The following is a 15409-nucleotide window of genomic DNA, read 5'->3' on the forward strand; positions in this document are numbered from 1 at the left end:
ATAGTCCCGCCCCCGATCTAACGCAACGCACGGTCACGGCGTTCCCCTAAGCGTAGTCCCGGACTCTTCTCAAGACAAAACTCAATACGGCAGGCAGTAGTCTTTCGGCAAACCCAAAACCCGGAAAGCCTGTTCGACTTGGGATTCCTTTTCCGTTGCCAGGAAACCAGTTTTTATCCCCGCGCTGTGTGAAGAGGGGGCGCCGTTGACGCGTTGCATGGCCAGTTGGTCGTTCCGTTTAGCAAGGACAGCGGCAAGATCTGGCCGGGTCGGATCGGACACCCACGTCACATTCACAGGTCCGATATCGAGGCCCAGTGCAAGAAGCTTGCGCGCGGTAATGCTGAACAGGGCCCTATCGCTATCTACCCGGTCCAGTGCGGTCGCTTCACGGTAGTCAACAAAGAACCCTCTCACACTCGACGGGTCGTCGAGCTGGCTGACGGCCTCTACTGTCGCGCGCTGTGTCTCTGCGCCGATCACCGCCCCTTGGAAGCGAAGAAAGACGATACCTACTTCAGTATCGTAATATGTCTTGTACATCTCGCAGCTCTTTCTCCCTCAAGCCAACGTTCAAACCAAGAAACCCGCTGAGGGAGCCGAATGGTTGCTTACTGACATGTTAGGTGCGCTCGCCGACTCGGCGAGGGGCCAAACATCTGAGCTGCCCTGCCTCCCATCTTACTCAATACGGCAGGCGGTAATCTTCGGGCAAACCCAAAACCCGGAAAGCCTCTTCAAGTTGGAATTCCATTGTTTTTTGGGCGTACGGGCGGAACACCTCTGAATCATGTCCGTAGGTGTGCTCGAGCACTTGGAATCGCCGATCCAGCATAGCGGCGACATCCAAACGGGTCGGATCAGACACCCGCCCTATGGGCAGCTCCTTAAAATCGACGCCCATCTTCTCGAGGCGGCGCATAGTGATGCTGAACAGGGCCCTATCGCTATCTACCATGTCCATTGCGGTCACTTCACGGTAGTCAAGAAGCAACCCTCTCACACTCGACGGGTCGTCGAGCTGGCTGAAGGCCTCTAGTGCCGCGGTCTGTGTCTCTGCGCCGACCACCGCCCCTTCGAAGCGAAGAAAGACGATACCTGCTTCAGTATCGTAGAACGACTCGTGCATCTTGAAACACTTTATCGTTTGAAAGCCTCAACCTAGGCGACCCTTTGGGGCGCATCGTTTCACGCGGGTTTGATACGGAGCGCTCACCAAGGCGGCGAGGGGCCAAACAGCTGAGCTACCCGGCCTCCCATCTTGCTCAATATGGCAGGCGGTAATCTTCCGGCAAGCCCAAAGCCCGGAAGGCCCGTTCGAGTTGGGATTTCGCTGCCGTTAGCGTGAAACCCAAGTTGGCACTGTGCGTGAGCCCCACTGTCATCCGCCGTTCCAGCATAAGAGCGACGTCCCGACGGGTCGGATCGGACACCCACGCCAGGGTCAGATCTGCCATATCGAGCCCCCTCTCAAGAAGCCTGCGCGCGTTTATGCCGGCCAAGGCCCTGTCGGTACCTGATCGGTGGATCCTCCCTCTACAGATCGTGTTCTTCGTCCTCGGCCTGGCGACGCTGGCGATCGTGGTGGGTCTGCAACTGTTCTGAAGCTGGGCCGACGGGATCTCCTATCGGTGTCCGCCTTGGTGCGGCCGCGGGCCCCCTGCGACTACGGACGTTGCGATCGTGCGATCGCCCTAAGCAAATCCGACGCACCGGTGTCGGCCACGTGATTCATGTGGTCCGGGTGAAACGATGTGACGCCAGTCGAAGGTCGCGTCGTCGAAGCCGTCGTCTCGCCACCGACGCCTGCCTTCGTAGATCCCGCCCAATACGGTCGCGAACCTTTCGTCGCCCCCCGCGTACCGCAGCCACCGGATCTTTGCCCTGCGCTACGCGACGGCCGGGCACCCCGACCGCGCGCGTGACTTGATCGAGCTGTTCGATCGCGAGGTCGGCGCTCGAGAGCGTCTCCGGCCATTGGTCATCGCCAAAGAGATTCATGGCGAAGTCCATATCGGACTGAAGCTGTGCACCACCTGGATGGAAGACTCTCTGGAAGCGGCCTACCGGGTCAACGGACAGCGACTGCACGTAAGCCACGATGTGCAGCGCGGTCGTTGTGTCCACGTGACCCTTGATCGCACTCGCGAGTGGTACCTCAGTGATCGGCTCGGTCGACGGATTCATCTAGCACGTCGGTCAGGGGCACCATAGGCTCCACACCAGCCGCGGCTGCTAACAGCGCGACACAGGATCTAGCTGCTCGGTTCGAACGTTTCATTCTTGACCTCCTCAAAGGACCCCGACGAGGGGCACAACAGAAGCCATCGTGCGTACCGGCTTTTCGCTAAGCAACCCGCGTCAGCGAGTGGGGTGAAAACGGGTCGAGGCCCCACCCCCTGAAGCGGGGATGGGGCCTCGACATCACAGCGTTCTCCTGTCAGATCAGCCTTTCACCATACTGATCAGTTTGGCGATCGGATCGTACGACTTGTCGACCACGCGCTCCTTGAGCGGGATGATCGCGTTGTCTGTGATCTGAATGCCCTCGGGGCACACCTTTGTGCAACACTTCGTGATGTTGCAGTACCCGATACCCAGTTCGTCACGGAGTTCCGCTGTTCGGTCTGCGGTGTCGATGGGGTTCATCTCCATGTTGGCCGCATACACATAGTGGCGCGGACCTCCGAACCTGTCGTGCATCGCATGGTCGCGCAGCACGTGACAAACGTCCTGACACAGGAAGCACTCGATGCACTTCCGGAACTCCTGCGGACGCTCCACGTCGTATTGTTCCATGTGCCACGTGCCGTCGTCCATATCCGCCGGCTTCGGCGTGAACTTCGTCATGGACGCCTTCACCTCGTAGTTCCACGAGACGTCGGTCACCAGGTCTTTGACGAGCGGGAACGCACGTAGCGGCTCGACGGTCACGGGCTTGCTCAGGTCGAGGTCATCAACCCGGGTCATACACATGAGGCCCGGCATTCCATTGATCTCAGCCGAACACGAACCGCACTTCCCTGCCTTGCAGTTCCACCGGACGGCCATGTCGTTGGCCTGTTCTGCTTGGATCTGATGGATCGCATCAAGGACTACATACCCGTGATCGAGCTCAACCTCGTAGGCCTCGAAGGCTCCGCCTTCCGAGGTGCCACGCCAGACTTTGAAGGTCGCATTCTTCATCAGCCTTGCTCCTCGATGATGTCCTGCAATTCCTGTCGGATCTGAGGAATCGGCTCGCGCCGGAGTTCCATCTCACCGTTGTCACCCTTTACGATCACGTGGTTGAACGTACTCCACTCTTTCTTCTTCTCCAGATGATCGATTCGTGAGTGCGCTCCGCGGCTCTCTTGGCGAGCCTTTGCAGCCATCACGACTGCTTCTGAAATGGTCATCAGATTGTGCAGGTCAAGCGCGGTGTGCCAGCCCGGGTTGTAGTCCCGCTTACCACCGGAGCCCATCACTTCCGCGCGGGCCTTGAGCTTCTTCAACTCTTCCTGGGCCTCGGCGAGGCCTTCGTCTTCGCGCGCGATGCCCGCCTTGTCCTGCATGAGCGCTTGTAGCTCTGACTGGAGACGATACGGCCCCACATCCGCGCCTGGGTCACGCGACAACGGCGCGAGCGCTTCTCGCTCCGCCGCTTCGACCTCCGCGTCGTCGATCTGAGGCGCACCATTTTCCTGAGCGAACTTCGCGGCGTACTCACCCGCCCTTTTTCCAAACACCAAGAGATCGGAGAGCGAATTGCCACCCAGACGGTTCGCTCCATGCAGACCGCCACCACACTCACCCGCAGCGAACAGGCCAGGCACGGTGGTGCACATCTGCGTGTCGCCGTCAACCTTGATGCCACCCATCACATAGTGCGTGGTCGGCCCGACTTCCATCGGCTCCTTCGTGATATCGATGCCCGCCAGCTCTTTGAACTGGTGGTACATGCTCGGGAGCTTCTTTTTGATGTGGGCTTCTGAGTCTTTGATCTTCTCCTTGACCCACGCGATGTCGAGGAACGCGCCGCCATGCGGACTACCGCGCCCTTCCTTGACTTCCTTCACGATCTTACGAGCCACGTGATCACGCGTGAGCAGTTCAGGAGGCCTGCGGGCTTCGCGGTCCCCAATCACGTACCGCCAGCCTTCCTCGGGTGTGTCCGCCGTAGAGCCCTGATACAAGGGTGGAATGTCATCGAACATGAAGCGTTTGCCTTCACTGTTCTTCAGGATCCCACCTTCCCCACGAACGCCTTCCGTGACGAGGATTCCACGCACGGACGGCGGCCACATCATACCGGTCGGGTGGAATTGAACGAACTCCATATCCACCAATTCAGCACCCGCATGGTAAGCCAGCGCGTGTCCGTCTCCTGTGTATTCCCAACTATTGCTGGTCACCAGGAACGCTCGCCCGATCCCGCCGGTTGCGAGAACAACAGCCTTCGCTTTGAAGAGGATGAACTCGCCCGTGTCACGATCGTAAGCGAACGCACCCGCCACCCGGTCGCCGTCCTTGAACAGCTGATGAACGGTCACCTCCATATGAATGTCGATGCCCTGGTGAATCCCATGGTCCTGCAGAGTCCGGATCATCTCCAGCCCAGTCCGATCTCCCACGTGAGCCAGCCGCGGATACGCGTGTCCACCGAAATTACGCTGGTTCATCTTTCCGTCAGGAGTGCGATCCATGAGCGCACCCCAGCTCTCGAGCTCTCGGACCCGATCGGGAGCCTCTTTGGCATGGATCTCAGCCATACGCCAGTTGTTGAGGTACTGGCCGCCGCGCATGGTATCCGCGAAGTGGACCTTCCAACTGTCCCGCTCGTCCGCGTTGGCCAGTGCCGCCGCGCACCCACCTTCGGCCATTACCGTGTGGGCCTTTCCGAGCAGCGATTTGCACACCAACCCTACAGATACCCCTGCCGAAGCGGCTTCAATTGCCGCCCGTAGCCCAGCCCCACCTGCTCCGATGATCAGGACGTCGTGCTCAACAATTTTATGGTCAGCCATTAGAAGAGCCTCCAGTCGATGAACACGCCCGTGGCGCACAGTCGGACATAGACGTCGGTCAGCGCGACCCAGACCAGGCTGAACCATGCGAAACGCATGTGGCTCTTATTGCACCAAGTAACACAGTCGTAGGCCTTCTTCCGAAGCGGACGGCCAGACAGGATGTCGAGCCCGCCGCCGACCAGATGGCGAAGCGAGTGACAGCCGAACGTGTACAGACTGAGCAGCACGACGTTGGTGGTCAGCACCAACGTCCCGATGCTCACGCCGAATTGATCGTACTCACCCGTGCCTGCGGTCGACTCGAACCAGAGTGCGTTCCAGGCATCCTTCGTGAGAAAGACCAAGAGCAGGAGCGCGAACGGCAGCGTGTACCGATGCAAGTTCTGCATGATGAGGGGCAGGTGCCGCTCACCGAGGTAGGAGTTACGCGGTTCACCGACCGAACATGCCACCGGATCCGCCCAGAATGCCTTGTAGTAGGCACCCCGGTAGTAGTAGCACGTGAGTCGGAAGCTCACCGGCATCCACATGACGAGCATCGCCGGAGAATAGATCAAGAAATCCGGCCAGAAGCCGGGAGCCCCCGGAGATTCGATCAACGCGTGGTGGCTGGGCCAGAACAGAAGCGGCGAGAAGAACGGCGACAACAGATTCGCTGACTCGGCCCCCGCGGCGCCGAAGAGCACGGCCCACGTCGAATAGAGGATGAACGAACTGAAGACCGTAAAGACGAGGAGGGGTTGGACCCACCATGCGTCGTCGCGCATGGTCTCCCCGAATTTCCGTTTGACCGGAAGGGCCGTGACTTTGGACGGCATTGAAGACCTTTTGCGGTGCTGAAGCACCGATAGAAGGTTCGCAGGCTGGCGGAAACGTCAGGTACGATAACGCGGCGGGATGTCGTAATATGCCAGCACCGGGGCGCACGGCAACGCCCTCCGCGTTACTCGACTTCGAGCACCGTCAGAGGGCGTTCGAAATGCCCTGCTCGAGTCTCGGCCAAGTCATCGATTTGCTTACGTTCGGAGGCTGGCATCTCTGGCACTGAGACACAAAATTATTCTATGAAAACAATTTACGATCCGGCCTCGTGTTCGGCCCTCATTGAGCGCCTCGAACGACTTAGGCATGACACCGAAGGGCTGTGGGGCCGCATGACAGCACCTCGAGCCGTCTGCCACTTGAGTGACACCTTCCGTGCCAGCCTCGGGGACACGCATCATGCGCAGGTCGGTACCGTCCTACATCGTACCGTCATTCGATTCGTGGCTTTGAGCACCCCGATGAAGTGGCCGCGGGGAGCGAAAACCCTGCCCGCCTTCGATCAAGAAAAGGGCGGCACCCCACCGGCGGACTTCGACGCCGATGTCCGTGACCTCAAAGCGTTGGTCGTCCGGTTCACAGGATCCGCGGGGGTGGGCCTCTACCCCCATGCCGCGTTTGGTGCGTTGACCGCCGGGGAGTGGGGGCGATGGGGATACCGACATATGGACCATCACCTGCGCCAATTCGGCAAGTAGCGGACGAGTCCTCCACCGCAGACGATAGAGAGCGCCTGGCCTAGAGCGACCGATTGGACTGACGCCTAGCGTGCGCCCTCGACCTGTTTCTCCGCAGCGACCTTCTTCGCAACGTCCGGGGGAGCAGGCTCATAACCGGCGAGAGCCCGCGAATGATGTCCCCGACCCTGCGTGATCGATCGCAGCGTGGCTGCGTACTTGTACAACTCAGACTCTGGCACCATGGCCTTGATCGTGGTCCGCCCGCCCGACGGGTCCATCCCGAGAACCTTACCGCGCCGTGAGGTGAGGTCACCCATGATGTCTCCCACGTACTCATCGGGCGTGGTCACCGCGACCTCGATCACCGGCTCCAGCAATACGGGTCCGCACTTCTCGGCAACGGACTTGAAGGCATGGGAGCCCGCGAGCTTGAACGCGATATCGGAAGAGTCGACGGCGTGGTAAGACCCGTCGTAGCACTCAGCCGCAAAATCGACGAGCGGGAAACCAGCGATCACACCTCCGCCCGACGCCTCTCGAATGCCGCGGTCGACGGACGGTAGGTATTTCGAGGGGATCACTCCGCCCTTAATGGAATTAACGAACTCGTAGCCGGCGCCGCGCGGTTTGGGCTTCATGCGGATCCAGCAGTCGCCGAACTGGCCACGGCCCCCGGACTGCTTCTTGTGACGTCCCTGCCCCTCAGCTGACTTCGAGATAGTCTCGCGGTACGCGATCTTGGGCCGCTCGGTCACGACCTTCACGCCGTACTTCCGCGCCATACGCTCGAATTGGATGTCGAGGTGGAGTTCCCCCACGCCATACGCGATGGTCTGGTGCAGTTCACCATTGAACGCCGCTGAGAACGTGGGGTCTTCCTCGCGCAGCTTGGGAAGCACCTCGCCCAGCTTGTCCTCATCGTTCCGCGTTACACCCTTGATCGCGACGGAGATGTCCGCGTTCGGAAACTGGACCTTGTCCAACGAGATCTTGGCGCCCTTCTCGTTCAACGAGTCATTCGTGTGTGTGTGCTTGAGCTTCGCGACGACTCCGATGTCCCCCGCATGAAGCTTGGTCACCTCGAGGCGTTCCTTCCCGAGCGGAATACTGAGGTGATTGAGCTTCTCGGGCTGACCGTCCGATGCGTTCACGACCTCGGAGCCGTTCGCTACCGACCCTGAGAAGATCCGGAAGTACGAGAGTTCACCCACGTGTGGCTCCGCCGCAGTCTTGAAGACCAAGGCAGCCAAGGCACCGTTGTCATCTGCCCTTAGCTCCGAGCCTCCAGCAATCTCCACACCCGCCTCGGCCGGATTCGGGCACAACTCGACGAGCTTCCGGAGCAATGCCTGCATACCGTACGTCTTAGGGGAAGCACCGCAGAAGACGGGATACACCTCGTTGCGCGACATCCCGAGCGCCATCGCCTCGATGGCTTCTTCCCGGGAGATGTGTCCACCCTCCAGGTACTTCTCCAGTAACGACTCGTCTGTCGTGGCAAGAGATTCCTGCAGCTCCGTCTCCCATTGGGCCTCTTTGTCCTTCAGCTCATCCGGGATGTCCGTCTCGTCGTACTCGCCCTTGGTGGTACCCTTCGAGTAGAGGTGTGCCTTCTCGCTGAAGAGATTGATGATGCCGTGGAAGTCCCCACCCTCTCCGACCGGGATCTCCACCGGTAGAGCAGCCTCAGTGAGGCCTTTGATTTGTTTGAACACCCCTTCAAAGTCCGCATGCTCTTTATCCATCATGGAAACAAAAAAGATCCGGGGGATTCCCCGGGCCTCGCAGTACTCCCAGACGCGTTCAGTGCCCACCTCTACGCCGGAGGTGGCGCTGACGACAATGATGGCGGCGTCCGCCACCCGCACCGCCGAAATAGCCTCTCCAGTGAAATCGAGATATCCAGGCGTGTCGAGCAGATTGATCTTCGTATTCAAGTGCTCGGCAAACGCCGGCGTCATCTGAATCGAGATGTCGTGGGCATGCTCCTCAGGCGAATGCATGGTGAGGGCGGTCCCATCGTCGACACTTCCGTGGCGCTTGGTCGTGCCAGAAACCCAACAAAGAGCGTCAACCAGACTCGTCTTCCCGGCCCCGCCATGCCCCAGCACGGCAACGTTCCGGATGCGGTCCGTGGTGTATTCCTTACCGGATGCCATTCCCAATCCTCCCGGATCTTTCGATGACTCGAGGCCCTCTGCCGAATGGCCGAGAGCCCCGATTCAACTCGCTTGGGAACTTGATTGTAGAACTGGCTACCCCACACGGCAAGGCGGCAAATCACCCCTTGGGACGGAAGGCGTTACCCATAATGTCGGGGTCGAAATACCCGACTTCTCCGGTGGTCGCGTATCGATATAGCGCCGCCGTATAGACCCCCTTCAACGCCGAAAAGAAGAGAGCCAAGAGCACGAATCCAAGCACAGCCACACCGACCATCGCCATGACTGGCGCGGCACCGAGCTGTGCGGCAACGGTAATCAGCACTGCAGAAACGGCAGCCCAGGAGAGCCCCATCAGCGTTACAGCCCAACCCAGGCCGAAGTTGCCCACCACTTGTTCGCCCCACGTCGCTTTGAAGAGAGCAGCACTCTCTTTAACCGCATCGATGGGGCCCACATTCTTGGTCACCAAGACCGGGACAGTCAGGTACGTGGTCAGCGTCCACGCCATGCCCAAGAAGCCGGCTGCGAGACGTCCGAGGAAGCCGGATCGCTCAGAAATGAAACGAAGCACCATGCCTACCGTTGCGGCGATCATCGCATAGCCAACGATGGTGCTCATGCGCTTCGAGGCGATCGCGAGACCATCGCTGATGGTCGGATCACCTCCATCGAGCCGGATCAAAGCGGCGCCCACAAGCGCCGAGTTGAAAAAGAAGATCACCGTGTACTGGACCAAGTAGAACAAGAATCCGAGGACGTAGCTGACGTAGCCGCCGTCCTCGGCGAAGATCTCCCAGCCACCTGTCACCGCGAGCGGCGCGATAAAGCTCGCGGTAACCAATACCGTGGCGATGCCTGACATGAGCGGAAAGACCAAGAGCTCTTTGTCGAGCCTCAATACGTTTGCGCTCGCCTTCACCAGGGCAAAACTATTCGAGAAACTGCCGGCCATACGACCTCCTAACGCTTAATTCCCCCGCAACGTACAACCACGCTACGCCCCACGCCGCAAGGTTCTTCAGCGACGCCCGTCGGCTTGCGCCTCCGTCGTAGCCAGATCACCACTGGTCAGCTCCAGTACCAGCCGATCCGTGTCGTAGATCTCATCGAGCGCTTCGAGAATCGCCCGAACGTCCACGGTCACAGATCGATTCAAGGTCGGGAGGTAGATGTAGTCCCCAGGAAGGCTCTCGATGTTGCCGTCGAACACCACACCCACCACTTCGAGGTCTCGATCCAGTACGGGAGACCCAGAGTTTCCTCCGATGATATCCGCCGTCGAGACGAAGTTCATGGGTGTCGAGAGATCCAGCGTCTCTGGAGGGTTGGCCCAGCGATCCGGGAGCGCCCAGTCTTCCATACCGGCATGGGAATAGTGCCGGTCGTAGAGCCCGTAGAACGTGGTGAACGCGGGTGCAACAGTGCCGTTGTATTCGTACCCGGCCACAACGCCGTCGGCGATGCGGAGAGAGAACGTGGCATCGGGTGGAACGTCCGTGCCGTACACTTCAAAACGAGCGCGGCCGAGTTCCGCAGCGATCTCGGTCTCTTGGCCCCCCACTTCCACAAAGAGGGTGTTCAGCTCCAGGAACGCCGGCAGGAACGCGACCACGGCCTGCACTGCAGCATCACCGGGGGAAACTGAACCCGCCTCCAGACCTGCGACGGCGGTAGCCGAATCTGTGAGTGCCGACGCCGCAACGATGCCCTGGGCCGTCGCGAGCGGAGATCTACCCTGCAGCAACTGAGTCACCGCCTGATGGTCGGGCCCCAAGAAGTCCAACATCTCCTGAAAGCGGTCCGCAATCAGCAGCGCGTCCAGGTCCGCTGGCATGTTGGGCGTCTCCCGAACGACGTCCATCATGCCGTCGATGTCCTCGGCGGGAGCCCCTCCCTGCCGCATCGCGATGACCTGAAGGGCGAAAAAGCCGCGAATGATCGTCGACCCATCAATAAACGGATTTCCAAACGCGGAGAACGCGCCCGTCACCGCAGCACCGTCTCGTTTGATGTCTTGAAGCGACGCCATACGCTCGATGAGGGCACCATAACGTGAGTCCAGCTCCGGGTCTGCTTCGAGCGCAGTCTGGAAATCCGACTCGGTGTCCATGCGTCGAGCAATGATTATGGGGTCTTCGAGCCCCCGGATCTGACCTTCATAAGCCTTTTCCGAATTGCTCAGGCTGAAGTATTGATTCCGGAGGTCCAATTCCTCGGACACCTCGGGATTCGCGTCGATGTATGCTTCCAGTACCTGCATACGCGAGCGGAACATGTCCAGTAAGTATCGGTCCCCGACGTCCCGGCGATACTCAAGCTCAGCAACCGTCTGGAGCCGATGGGTCGAGCCCGGATTACCGACAATGAAGATCGGCTCGCCCTCTTCCAACCCGTCCGTGTCGAAGCGGAAGTGGTTGTCACTCTGGAGCGGGTTCCCGTCATCGTCATACACGCGGAAGAACGAGAAATCGAGATTGTACCGCGGGTATGTGAAGTTGTCGGGATCCCCACCGAAGAAGCCGATCTGCACCTCGGGAGCCATGACCAGCTTCACCTGTGTGTATCGCCGAAACACGTAGGCTGAGGTCCGTCCTCCATTGTACAGCGAGATCATCTCGACCTCGTGGCCGCCGTCTTCGCCGCCCCACTCCTCGAGGATGCGCTCGCGAATCCCCTCGAGCAGGTCCTCACGTGCCTCCGCCCGTGCCGCCGACTCCATTGGGTCGAGGACGAGATTCACTTCTTCGGTAACGTCCACGATGTCGACCAACTGGTCTGCCTCGAAGTCCTCAACCGGACGTTCATCCGCGAGATCCGTGGCGACGAAACCATCATCGAGCAACGATTCGCCCTCGCCGGACACCTGCGACACGAATTCACGGGCACAGTGGTGGTTCGTCATCACCAAGCCGTTCGGAGATACGAACGAGGCCGAGCAGTTCGGAATGCGTAGAGCGCCCAGGCGAGCCCGCTCGAACCAAGCCTCATCGGGCCGGAAGCCGTAGGTAGCCTCGATGTAGTCAGCAGGCGGGAACTCGAACGTCCACATTTTGCCCTGATCGAACTCACCGGCCTGAACCGTGTCAAGATCGACTCCGAACACAAACGGTGTTTGAGCCTCAGGAGCGTCCATCTGGACGATTTCCATGTCGCCGATATCCGGCCGAGGCGACGTGTCCGTCGCGGTCTCCGCCGGCTGATTCGCGCTAGGAATGGGAGGCGGCGGGAGCGGGGCTGATCCACCGCAGGCAGACACGAGCAACCCGAGGACCAGCACACCAAAGGAACGTCTCGGCTCAGACATCAGATCTCACAGGAATGGTAAGGGATGAAGCGTAGACTCTAGACCAGCGCACCCCAACGGAAAACCCCGCGTCCCAGCTAGTTCGTCCGGTGCTTCTTTGAAACCTCATCCAGGAGTTTCAGTTCCTCAGATGTCAGCGAAGACATGCCCTGGGCAGAGATCTTGTCGAGAACGACATCGACCTTGTCGTACAAGGCCGGATTCTCGTCGTGGGAACGCGCGGAGGTGCCCACAGCGGGCTCTTCACCTCTCCCCTCGTCGCCCGGCACTATGGCAAGGCGGCGCGAGCGGGTCACGGCCTTTTTAAGATTGCCGAGGCCCTGCTTTGGCCGCCAGTCCGACTTCAGGTAACCGAAGCCCGCCAACAGACCACCCAGATGCGCGAAATGGGCCACGCCTCCACCGGTCCCTTGTACTGCACTCATGGCGCTCAGGACGAAGAAGAAGCCCACCAGGTACTTCGCCTTCACCGGGAAGATGCCCCAAATGTAGATCGGGGCGTCCGGCCAACTCATGGCGAACCCGAGCATGATGCCATACCCGGCCCCTGAGGCACCCACGATCTGGATCGGCGCGGATGAGAACATGAAGACGTAGCTGAGCGCCGCGCCGCCGAGTCCACACACGATGAAGAAGCGCAAGAACTCGCGCTCTCCCCACTTCCCCTCGAGCGGCGGGCCGAAAAAGAAGAGGACCAGCATGTTCACGGCGAGATGCATCAAATCGCCGTGCAAGAACATGTAGGTGATCGCGCCCCAAGGCCGGAAGAAGATCTCCTGGGGCTGGAACGCGAACCAGTCGAACAAGAAGGCTTGAGGTCCAACCGAGGTCACGGCGAAGACCACCACGTTGGCGATCATCAGACGCTTGACCATCGAGGTCAGCGTAAAGCTGAAACCATAGCTTCTGGATGAATACGCCATTTCGCCTCGTGAGAACCTCGATACAACCGGGACCTAAGAAACACCTTCGACTGACCCCGGTTCCTGAATACGCAGGAGCCGTGCCGCTCTACCATTCCCTAAGAAGAATGGGTGCTGCTTCTTGCCGCCGCGAGCGACACGATCTGGTCGCACAAGTCTTCGAAGCCGGTACCACCCGCCCGTGCCCCCTTCGGGAGAAGGCTATTCGCCGTCATCCCCGGCAGCGCATTGGCCTCAAGACACCAGGGCTGGCCGTCATCGTCGACAATAAAGTCGACTCTAGAATAGTCCCTCATTCGGAGCGCGCGGTGGACTCTCAGCGCGAGGCTCCGAAGGACTCCTGCTAGTTCTTCCGGAATGTCCGCCGGAAAAATTTCCTGCGCCAATCCAGGCTGATACTTGCATTCATAGTCGAAGATCTCATGCTCGGGAATGATCTCGCCTGCTGGCAGAGTTTCGTCTCCGACGACACCGACCGTGAGTTCCCGTCCAGCGTGGTAGCGCTCGAAGAGCACGACATCGCCCCAGTCCCGGCTCTCCTCAATGGCCGCCGCCAACTCAGCACGGTCGTGAGCGAGTATCAAGCGCAGAGACGACCCGCCACCCGATGCCTTCACGATCACCGGAAGTCCAAGTCCATCCACGACCTCATCGACCGTAGGAGTCCCGACCATCCAGTCCGGTGTAGGGACGCCCGCATCACGCAGAAGTCGCTTCGTAACTTCTTTGTCCATGGCGAGCGAACATCCGAGTCGATCGCTGCCGGTGTAGGTCACATCAGCCACGTCCAACAGCGCCTGGATCGTGCCGTCCTCACCTGATCCCCCGTGTAGGGCCAGAAAGAAGACGTCGATGTCACCGAGCGCGGGGTCGCGAGTCAGTGCAACCGTGTGACTCGCGTCGAGAGAGGCCAACTCTGCGGCTTCAGGTGGAGCCGGGCGGACACCACCCGAGAGAAGCTGCACCTCTTCTTCCACCCCGAGAACACCGTATACCGTGTCTACGGCGATAACGTCATGCCCACACGCCCGGAGCGCCGACGCTACTTGCGCCCCAGACGAGAGCGAAACGTCACGCTCGTCAGAGGTGCCACCCATCAGGACGGCAATTCTCATGCAGTCAAAGCTCGCACGACATCGTACCGAGTGATGATGCCACTCAAGGCGCCATCCTCTGTAACGAGGCACGCTGCGTTTCCGCGCGTGAGGAGTTGGCGCACTTCTTCCGAATCCAACCCGCCGTCCACGACGGGGAACGGAGCCCCCATCACGGCCTCGACCGGTTTGTCCAACAGTGTGGGGTCTTCGATGATCTGCGCCATGAGGCGATTCTCAGTGACTGCGCCCACACAAGAGCCGTTCAACACGACGGGAAGCTGCCCGATATCGTGTGCAGTGATCGTCGACAGCGCGATTCTCACCGGGGTGGTCGGCTCCACCGTGATGAGACTTCCTCCACCATCGGACTTGGCCGCGACAAGGTCCTTCGCGCTCGAGCGCTTGGTCCGTTCCAGGAAACTGTTCTCCCGCATCCAGTCGTCGTCGTAGACCTTGCTCAGGTACCGCTCGCCCCAGTCACAAACGAGCGAGACCACAAAAGCGTCCGGATCGTCGATCTCTTTCGCGACGTCTAGGGCCCCCTGAACGAGCAAGCCCGCAGAGCCCCCTGCGAAGAGCCCCTCCTCGCGGGTCAATCGCCGAGCCATCCTGAAAGCTGCTCCGTCACCCATGGGCCGGAATTCGTCGACCACCTCGAGGTCGAGCGTTCCGGGAATCTTGTCGTTACCGATTCCCTCCACCTTGTACGGCTGCCCCTCGACCTTTTCGCCGGTATTAAAATACGGCGAAATTATGGAGCCGTCCGGATCGATCCCGATGATCTTCACATCTGGATTTTTCGACTTCAGGTAGCGTCCGACCCCCGTAATCGTGCCGCCAGTACCCGCCGAAGCGACGAAGTGCGTGACGCGCCCTCCGCTCTGTTCCCAAATTTCTCGACCCGTCGTGTCGTGATGCGCGTCGGGATTGGCCCGGTTGTAGAACTGGTCCGCCATCACGGCGCCAGGAGTTTCGGCTGTGATGGTGCGGGCCCGGTTCAAGTAGTGGTCGGGATGATCGGGCCCCACAGCAGTCGGCGTGATGATGACTTCGGCCCCAAACGCGCGCAGGAGCTTCACCTTCTCGGTGCTCATCTTGTCGGGCATCGTGCAGATGCAACGGTATCCCTTCAGCGAGGCGGCCATGGCGAGGGCGAGACCGGTATTGCCACCGGTGGCCTCGACGATGGTGCCGCCTGGCTTAAGGCTCCCGTCACGCTCCGCAGCCTCCACCATGGCGAGGCCAATTCTGTCCTTGATCGACCCACCGGGGTTCATGAACTCGCACTTCACATAGACCGGCGTCCTGCTTCCGTCGGTGACCGACGTCAAGCGCACCATTGGGGTCCAACCGATGAGATCGAGAACGCTGTCGTAGGGCTGCGCGTGGCGCTGTGTCATCCTCGCTCC

At 60.1% G+C, this 15409-nt stretch carries 14 protein-coding genes; 1 reads left to right on the plus strand and 13 read right to left on the minus strand.

Annotated features, from left to right (window positions below):
* Positions 1-81 precede the first annotated feature (81 nt).
* From P8L30_03460 to P8L30_03490, 7 genes are all read right to left on the minus strand, one after another.
* A complete protein-coding gene (locus tag P8L30_03460) occupies positions 82-543 on the minus strand; it encodes a hypothetical protein (GenBank protein ID MDG2239234.1) in 462 nt (153 codons plus the stop codon).
* 142 nt (positions 544-685) lie between these two features.
* A complete protein-coding gene (locus P8L30_03465) occupies positions 686-1129 on the minus strand; it encodes a hypothetical protein (GenBank protein MDG2239235.1) in 444 nt (147 codons plus the stop codon).
* Positions 1130-1265: 136 nt separating this feature from the next.
* Positions 1266-1457 carry a hypothetical protein gene (locus tag P8L30_03470; protein ID MDG2239236.1) on the minus strand — a complete coding sequence of 64 codons (192 nt, stop codon included), beginning with the start codon at positions 1455-1457 and terminating at the stop codon, positions 1266-1268.
* A gap of 274 nt (positions 1458-1731) precedes the next feature.
* Entirely contained in the window at positions 1732-2187 is a 456-nt protein-coding gene (locus P8L30_03475; protein MDG2239237.1) for a hypothetical protein, read from the minus strand.
* 258 nt (positions 2188-2445) lie between these two features.
* Entirely contained in the window at positions 2446-3186 is a 741-nt protein-coding gene (locus tag P8L30_03480; protein MDG2239238.1) for a succinate dehydrogenase/fumarate reductase iron-sulfur subunit, read from the minus strand.
* The gene (locus P8L30_03485; GenBank protein ID MDG2239239.1) at positions 3186-5006 is read right to left on the minus strand and encodes a fumarate reductase/succinate dehydrogenase flavoprotein subunit; all 1821 of its coding nucleotides are present in this window, start codon (positions 5004-5006) and stop codon (positions 3186-3188) included. Before P8L30_03485 ends, P8L30_03480 begins: the two co-directional genes overlap by 1 nt.
* Complete coding sequence (locus tag P8L30_03490; protein ID MDG2239240.1) at positions 5006-5827, minus strand: hypothetical protein; 822 nt, start codon at positions 5825-5827, stop codon at positions 5006-5008. Before P8L30_03490 ends, P8L30_03485 begins: the two co-directional genes overlap by 1 nt.
* A gap of 246 nt (positions 5828-6073) precedes the next feature.
* Between P8L30_03490 and P8L30_03495 the strand changes: the two genes are divergently transcribed.
* Positions 6074-6529 carry a DUF1569 domain-containing protein gene (locus P8L30_03495; GenBank protein MDG2239241.1) on the plus strand — a complete coding sequence of 152 codons (456 nt, stop codon included), beginning with the start codon at positions 6074-6076 and terminating at the stop codon, positions 6527-6529.
* A gap of 65 nt (positions 6530-6594) precedes the next feature.
* Here the strand turns inward: P8L30_03495 and fusA are convergent, their stop codons facing one another.
* From fusA to P8L30_03525, 6 genes are all read right to left on the minus strand, one after another.
* Positions 6595-8670: an elongation factor G gene (gene fusA, locus P8L30_03500; protein MDG2239242.1), complete on the minus strand. Its 2076-nt coding sequence runs from the start codon at positions 8668-8670 to the stop codon at positions 6595-6597.
* Between the two features lie 121 nt (positions 8671-8791).
* Positions 8792-9628, minus strand: coding sequence for a DUF6159 family protein (locus P8L30_03505; protein ID MDG2239243.1), 837 nt, complete (start codon positions 9626-9628; stop codon positions 8792-8794).
* A 66-nt stretch (positions 9629-9694) separates the two neighbouring features.
* Positions 9695-11980: a S46 family peptidase gene (locus P8L30_03510; protein MDG2239244.1), complete on the minus strand. Its 2286-nt coding sequence runs from the start codon at positions 11978-11980 to the stop codon at positions 9695-9697.
* A gap of 77 nt (positions 11981-12057) precedes the next feature.
* Positions 12058-12855, minus strand: a complete 798-nt coding sequence (locus tag P8L30_03515; GenBank protein MDG2239245.1) for a rhomboid family intramembrane serine protease — start codon at positions 12853-12855, stop codon at positions 12058-12060.
* A 146-nt stretch (positions 12856-13001) separates the two neighbouring features.
* A complete protein-coding gene (locus P8L30_03520; protein MDG2239246.1) occupies positions 13002-14018 on the minus strand; it encodes a D-alanine--D-alanine ligase in 1017 nt (338 codons plus the stop codon).
* Positions 14015-15400 (minus strand): pyridoxal-phosphate dependent enzyme, encoded by a 1386-nt coding sequence (locus tag P8L30_03525; protein MDG2239247.1) that lies wholly within the window; start codon positions 15398-15400, stop codon positions 14015-14017. The genes P8L30_03520 and P8L30_03525 overlap by 4 nt, the downstream gene beginning before the upstream one ends.
* Positions 15401-15409 lie beyond the last annotated feature (9 nt).

Source organism: Longimicrobiales bacterium, from assembly GCA_029245345.1.
GTDB lineage: Bacteria > Gemmatimonadota > Gemmatimonadetes > Longimicrobiales > Gaopeijiaceae > CALFPJ01.

Excerpts from the sequence above, each read along its gene's own strand:
- fusA (MDG2239242.1), bottom strand. The coding sequence starts at position 8,670 with ATGGCATCCGGTAAGGAATACACCACGGACCGCATCCGGAACGTTGCC.
- P8L30_03465 (MDG2239235.1), bottom strand. The coding sequence starts at position 1,129 with ATGCACGAGTCGTTCTACGATACTGAAGCAGGTATCGTCTTTCTTCGC.
- P8L30_03495 (MDG2239241.1), top strand. The coding sequence starts at position 6,074 with ATGAAAACAATTTACGATCCGGCCTCGTGTTCGGCCCTCATTGAGCGC.
- P8L30_03475 (MDG2239237.1), bottom strand. The coding sequence starts at position 2,187 with ATGAATCCGTCGACCGAGCCGATCACTGAGGTACCACTCGCGAGTGCG.
- P8L30_03480 (MDG2239238.1), bottom strand. The coding sequence starts at position 3,186 with ATGAAGAATGCGACCTTCAAAGTCTGGCGTGGCACCTCGGAAGGCGGA.
- P8L30_03515 (MDG2239245.1), bottom strand. The coding sequence starts at position 12,855 with ATGGTCAAGCGTCTGATGATCGCCAACGTGGTGGTCTTCGCCGTGACC.
- P8L30_03490 (MDG2239240.1), bottom strand. The coding sequence starts at position 5,827 with ATGCCGTCCAAAGTCACGGCCCTTCCGGTCAAACGGAAATTCGGGGAG.
- P8L30_03510 (MDG2239244.1), bottom strand. The coding sequence starts at position 11,980 with ATGTCTGAGCCGAGACGTTCCTTTGGTGTGCTGGTCCTCGGGTTGCTC.
- P8L30_03520 (MDG2239246.1), bottom strand. The coding sequence starts at position 14,018 with ATGAGAATTGCCGTCCTGATGGGTGGCACCTCTGACGAGCGTGACGTT.
- P8L30_03485 (MDG2239239.1), bottom strand. The coding sequence starts at position 5,006 with ATGGCTGACCATAAAATTGTTGAGCACGACGTCCTGATCATCGGAGCA.
- P8L30_03460 (MDG2239234.1), bottom strand. The coding sequence starts at position 543 with ATGTACAAGACATATTACGATACTGAAGTAGGTATCGTCTTTCTTCGC.
- P8L30_03525 (MDG2239247.1), bottom strand. The coding sequence starts at position 15,400 with ATGACACAGCGCCACGCGCAGCCCTACGACAGCGTTCTCGATCTCATC.
- P8L30_03470 (MDG2239236.1), bottom strand. The coding sequence starts at position 1,457 with ATGGCAGATCTGACCCTGGCGTGGGTGTCCGATCCGACCCGTCGGGAC.
- P8L30_03505 (MDG2239243.1), bottom strand. The coding sequence starts at position 9,628 with ATGGCCGGCAGTTTCTCGAATAGTTTTGCCCTGGTGAAGGCGAGCGCA.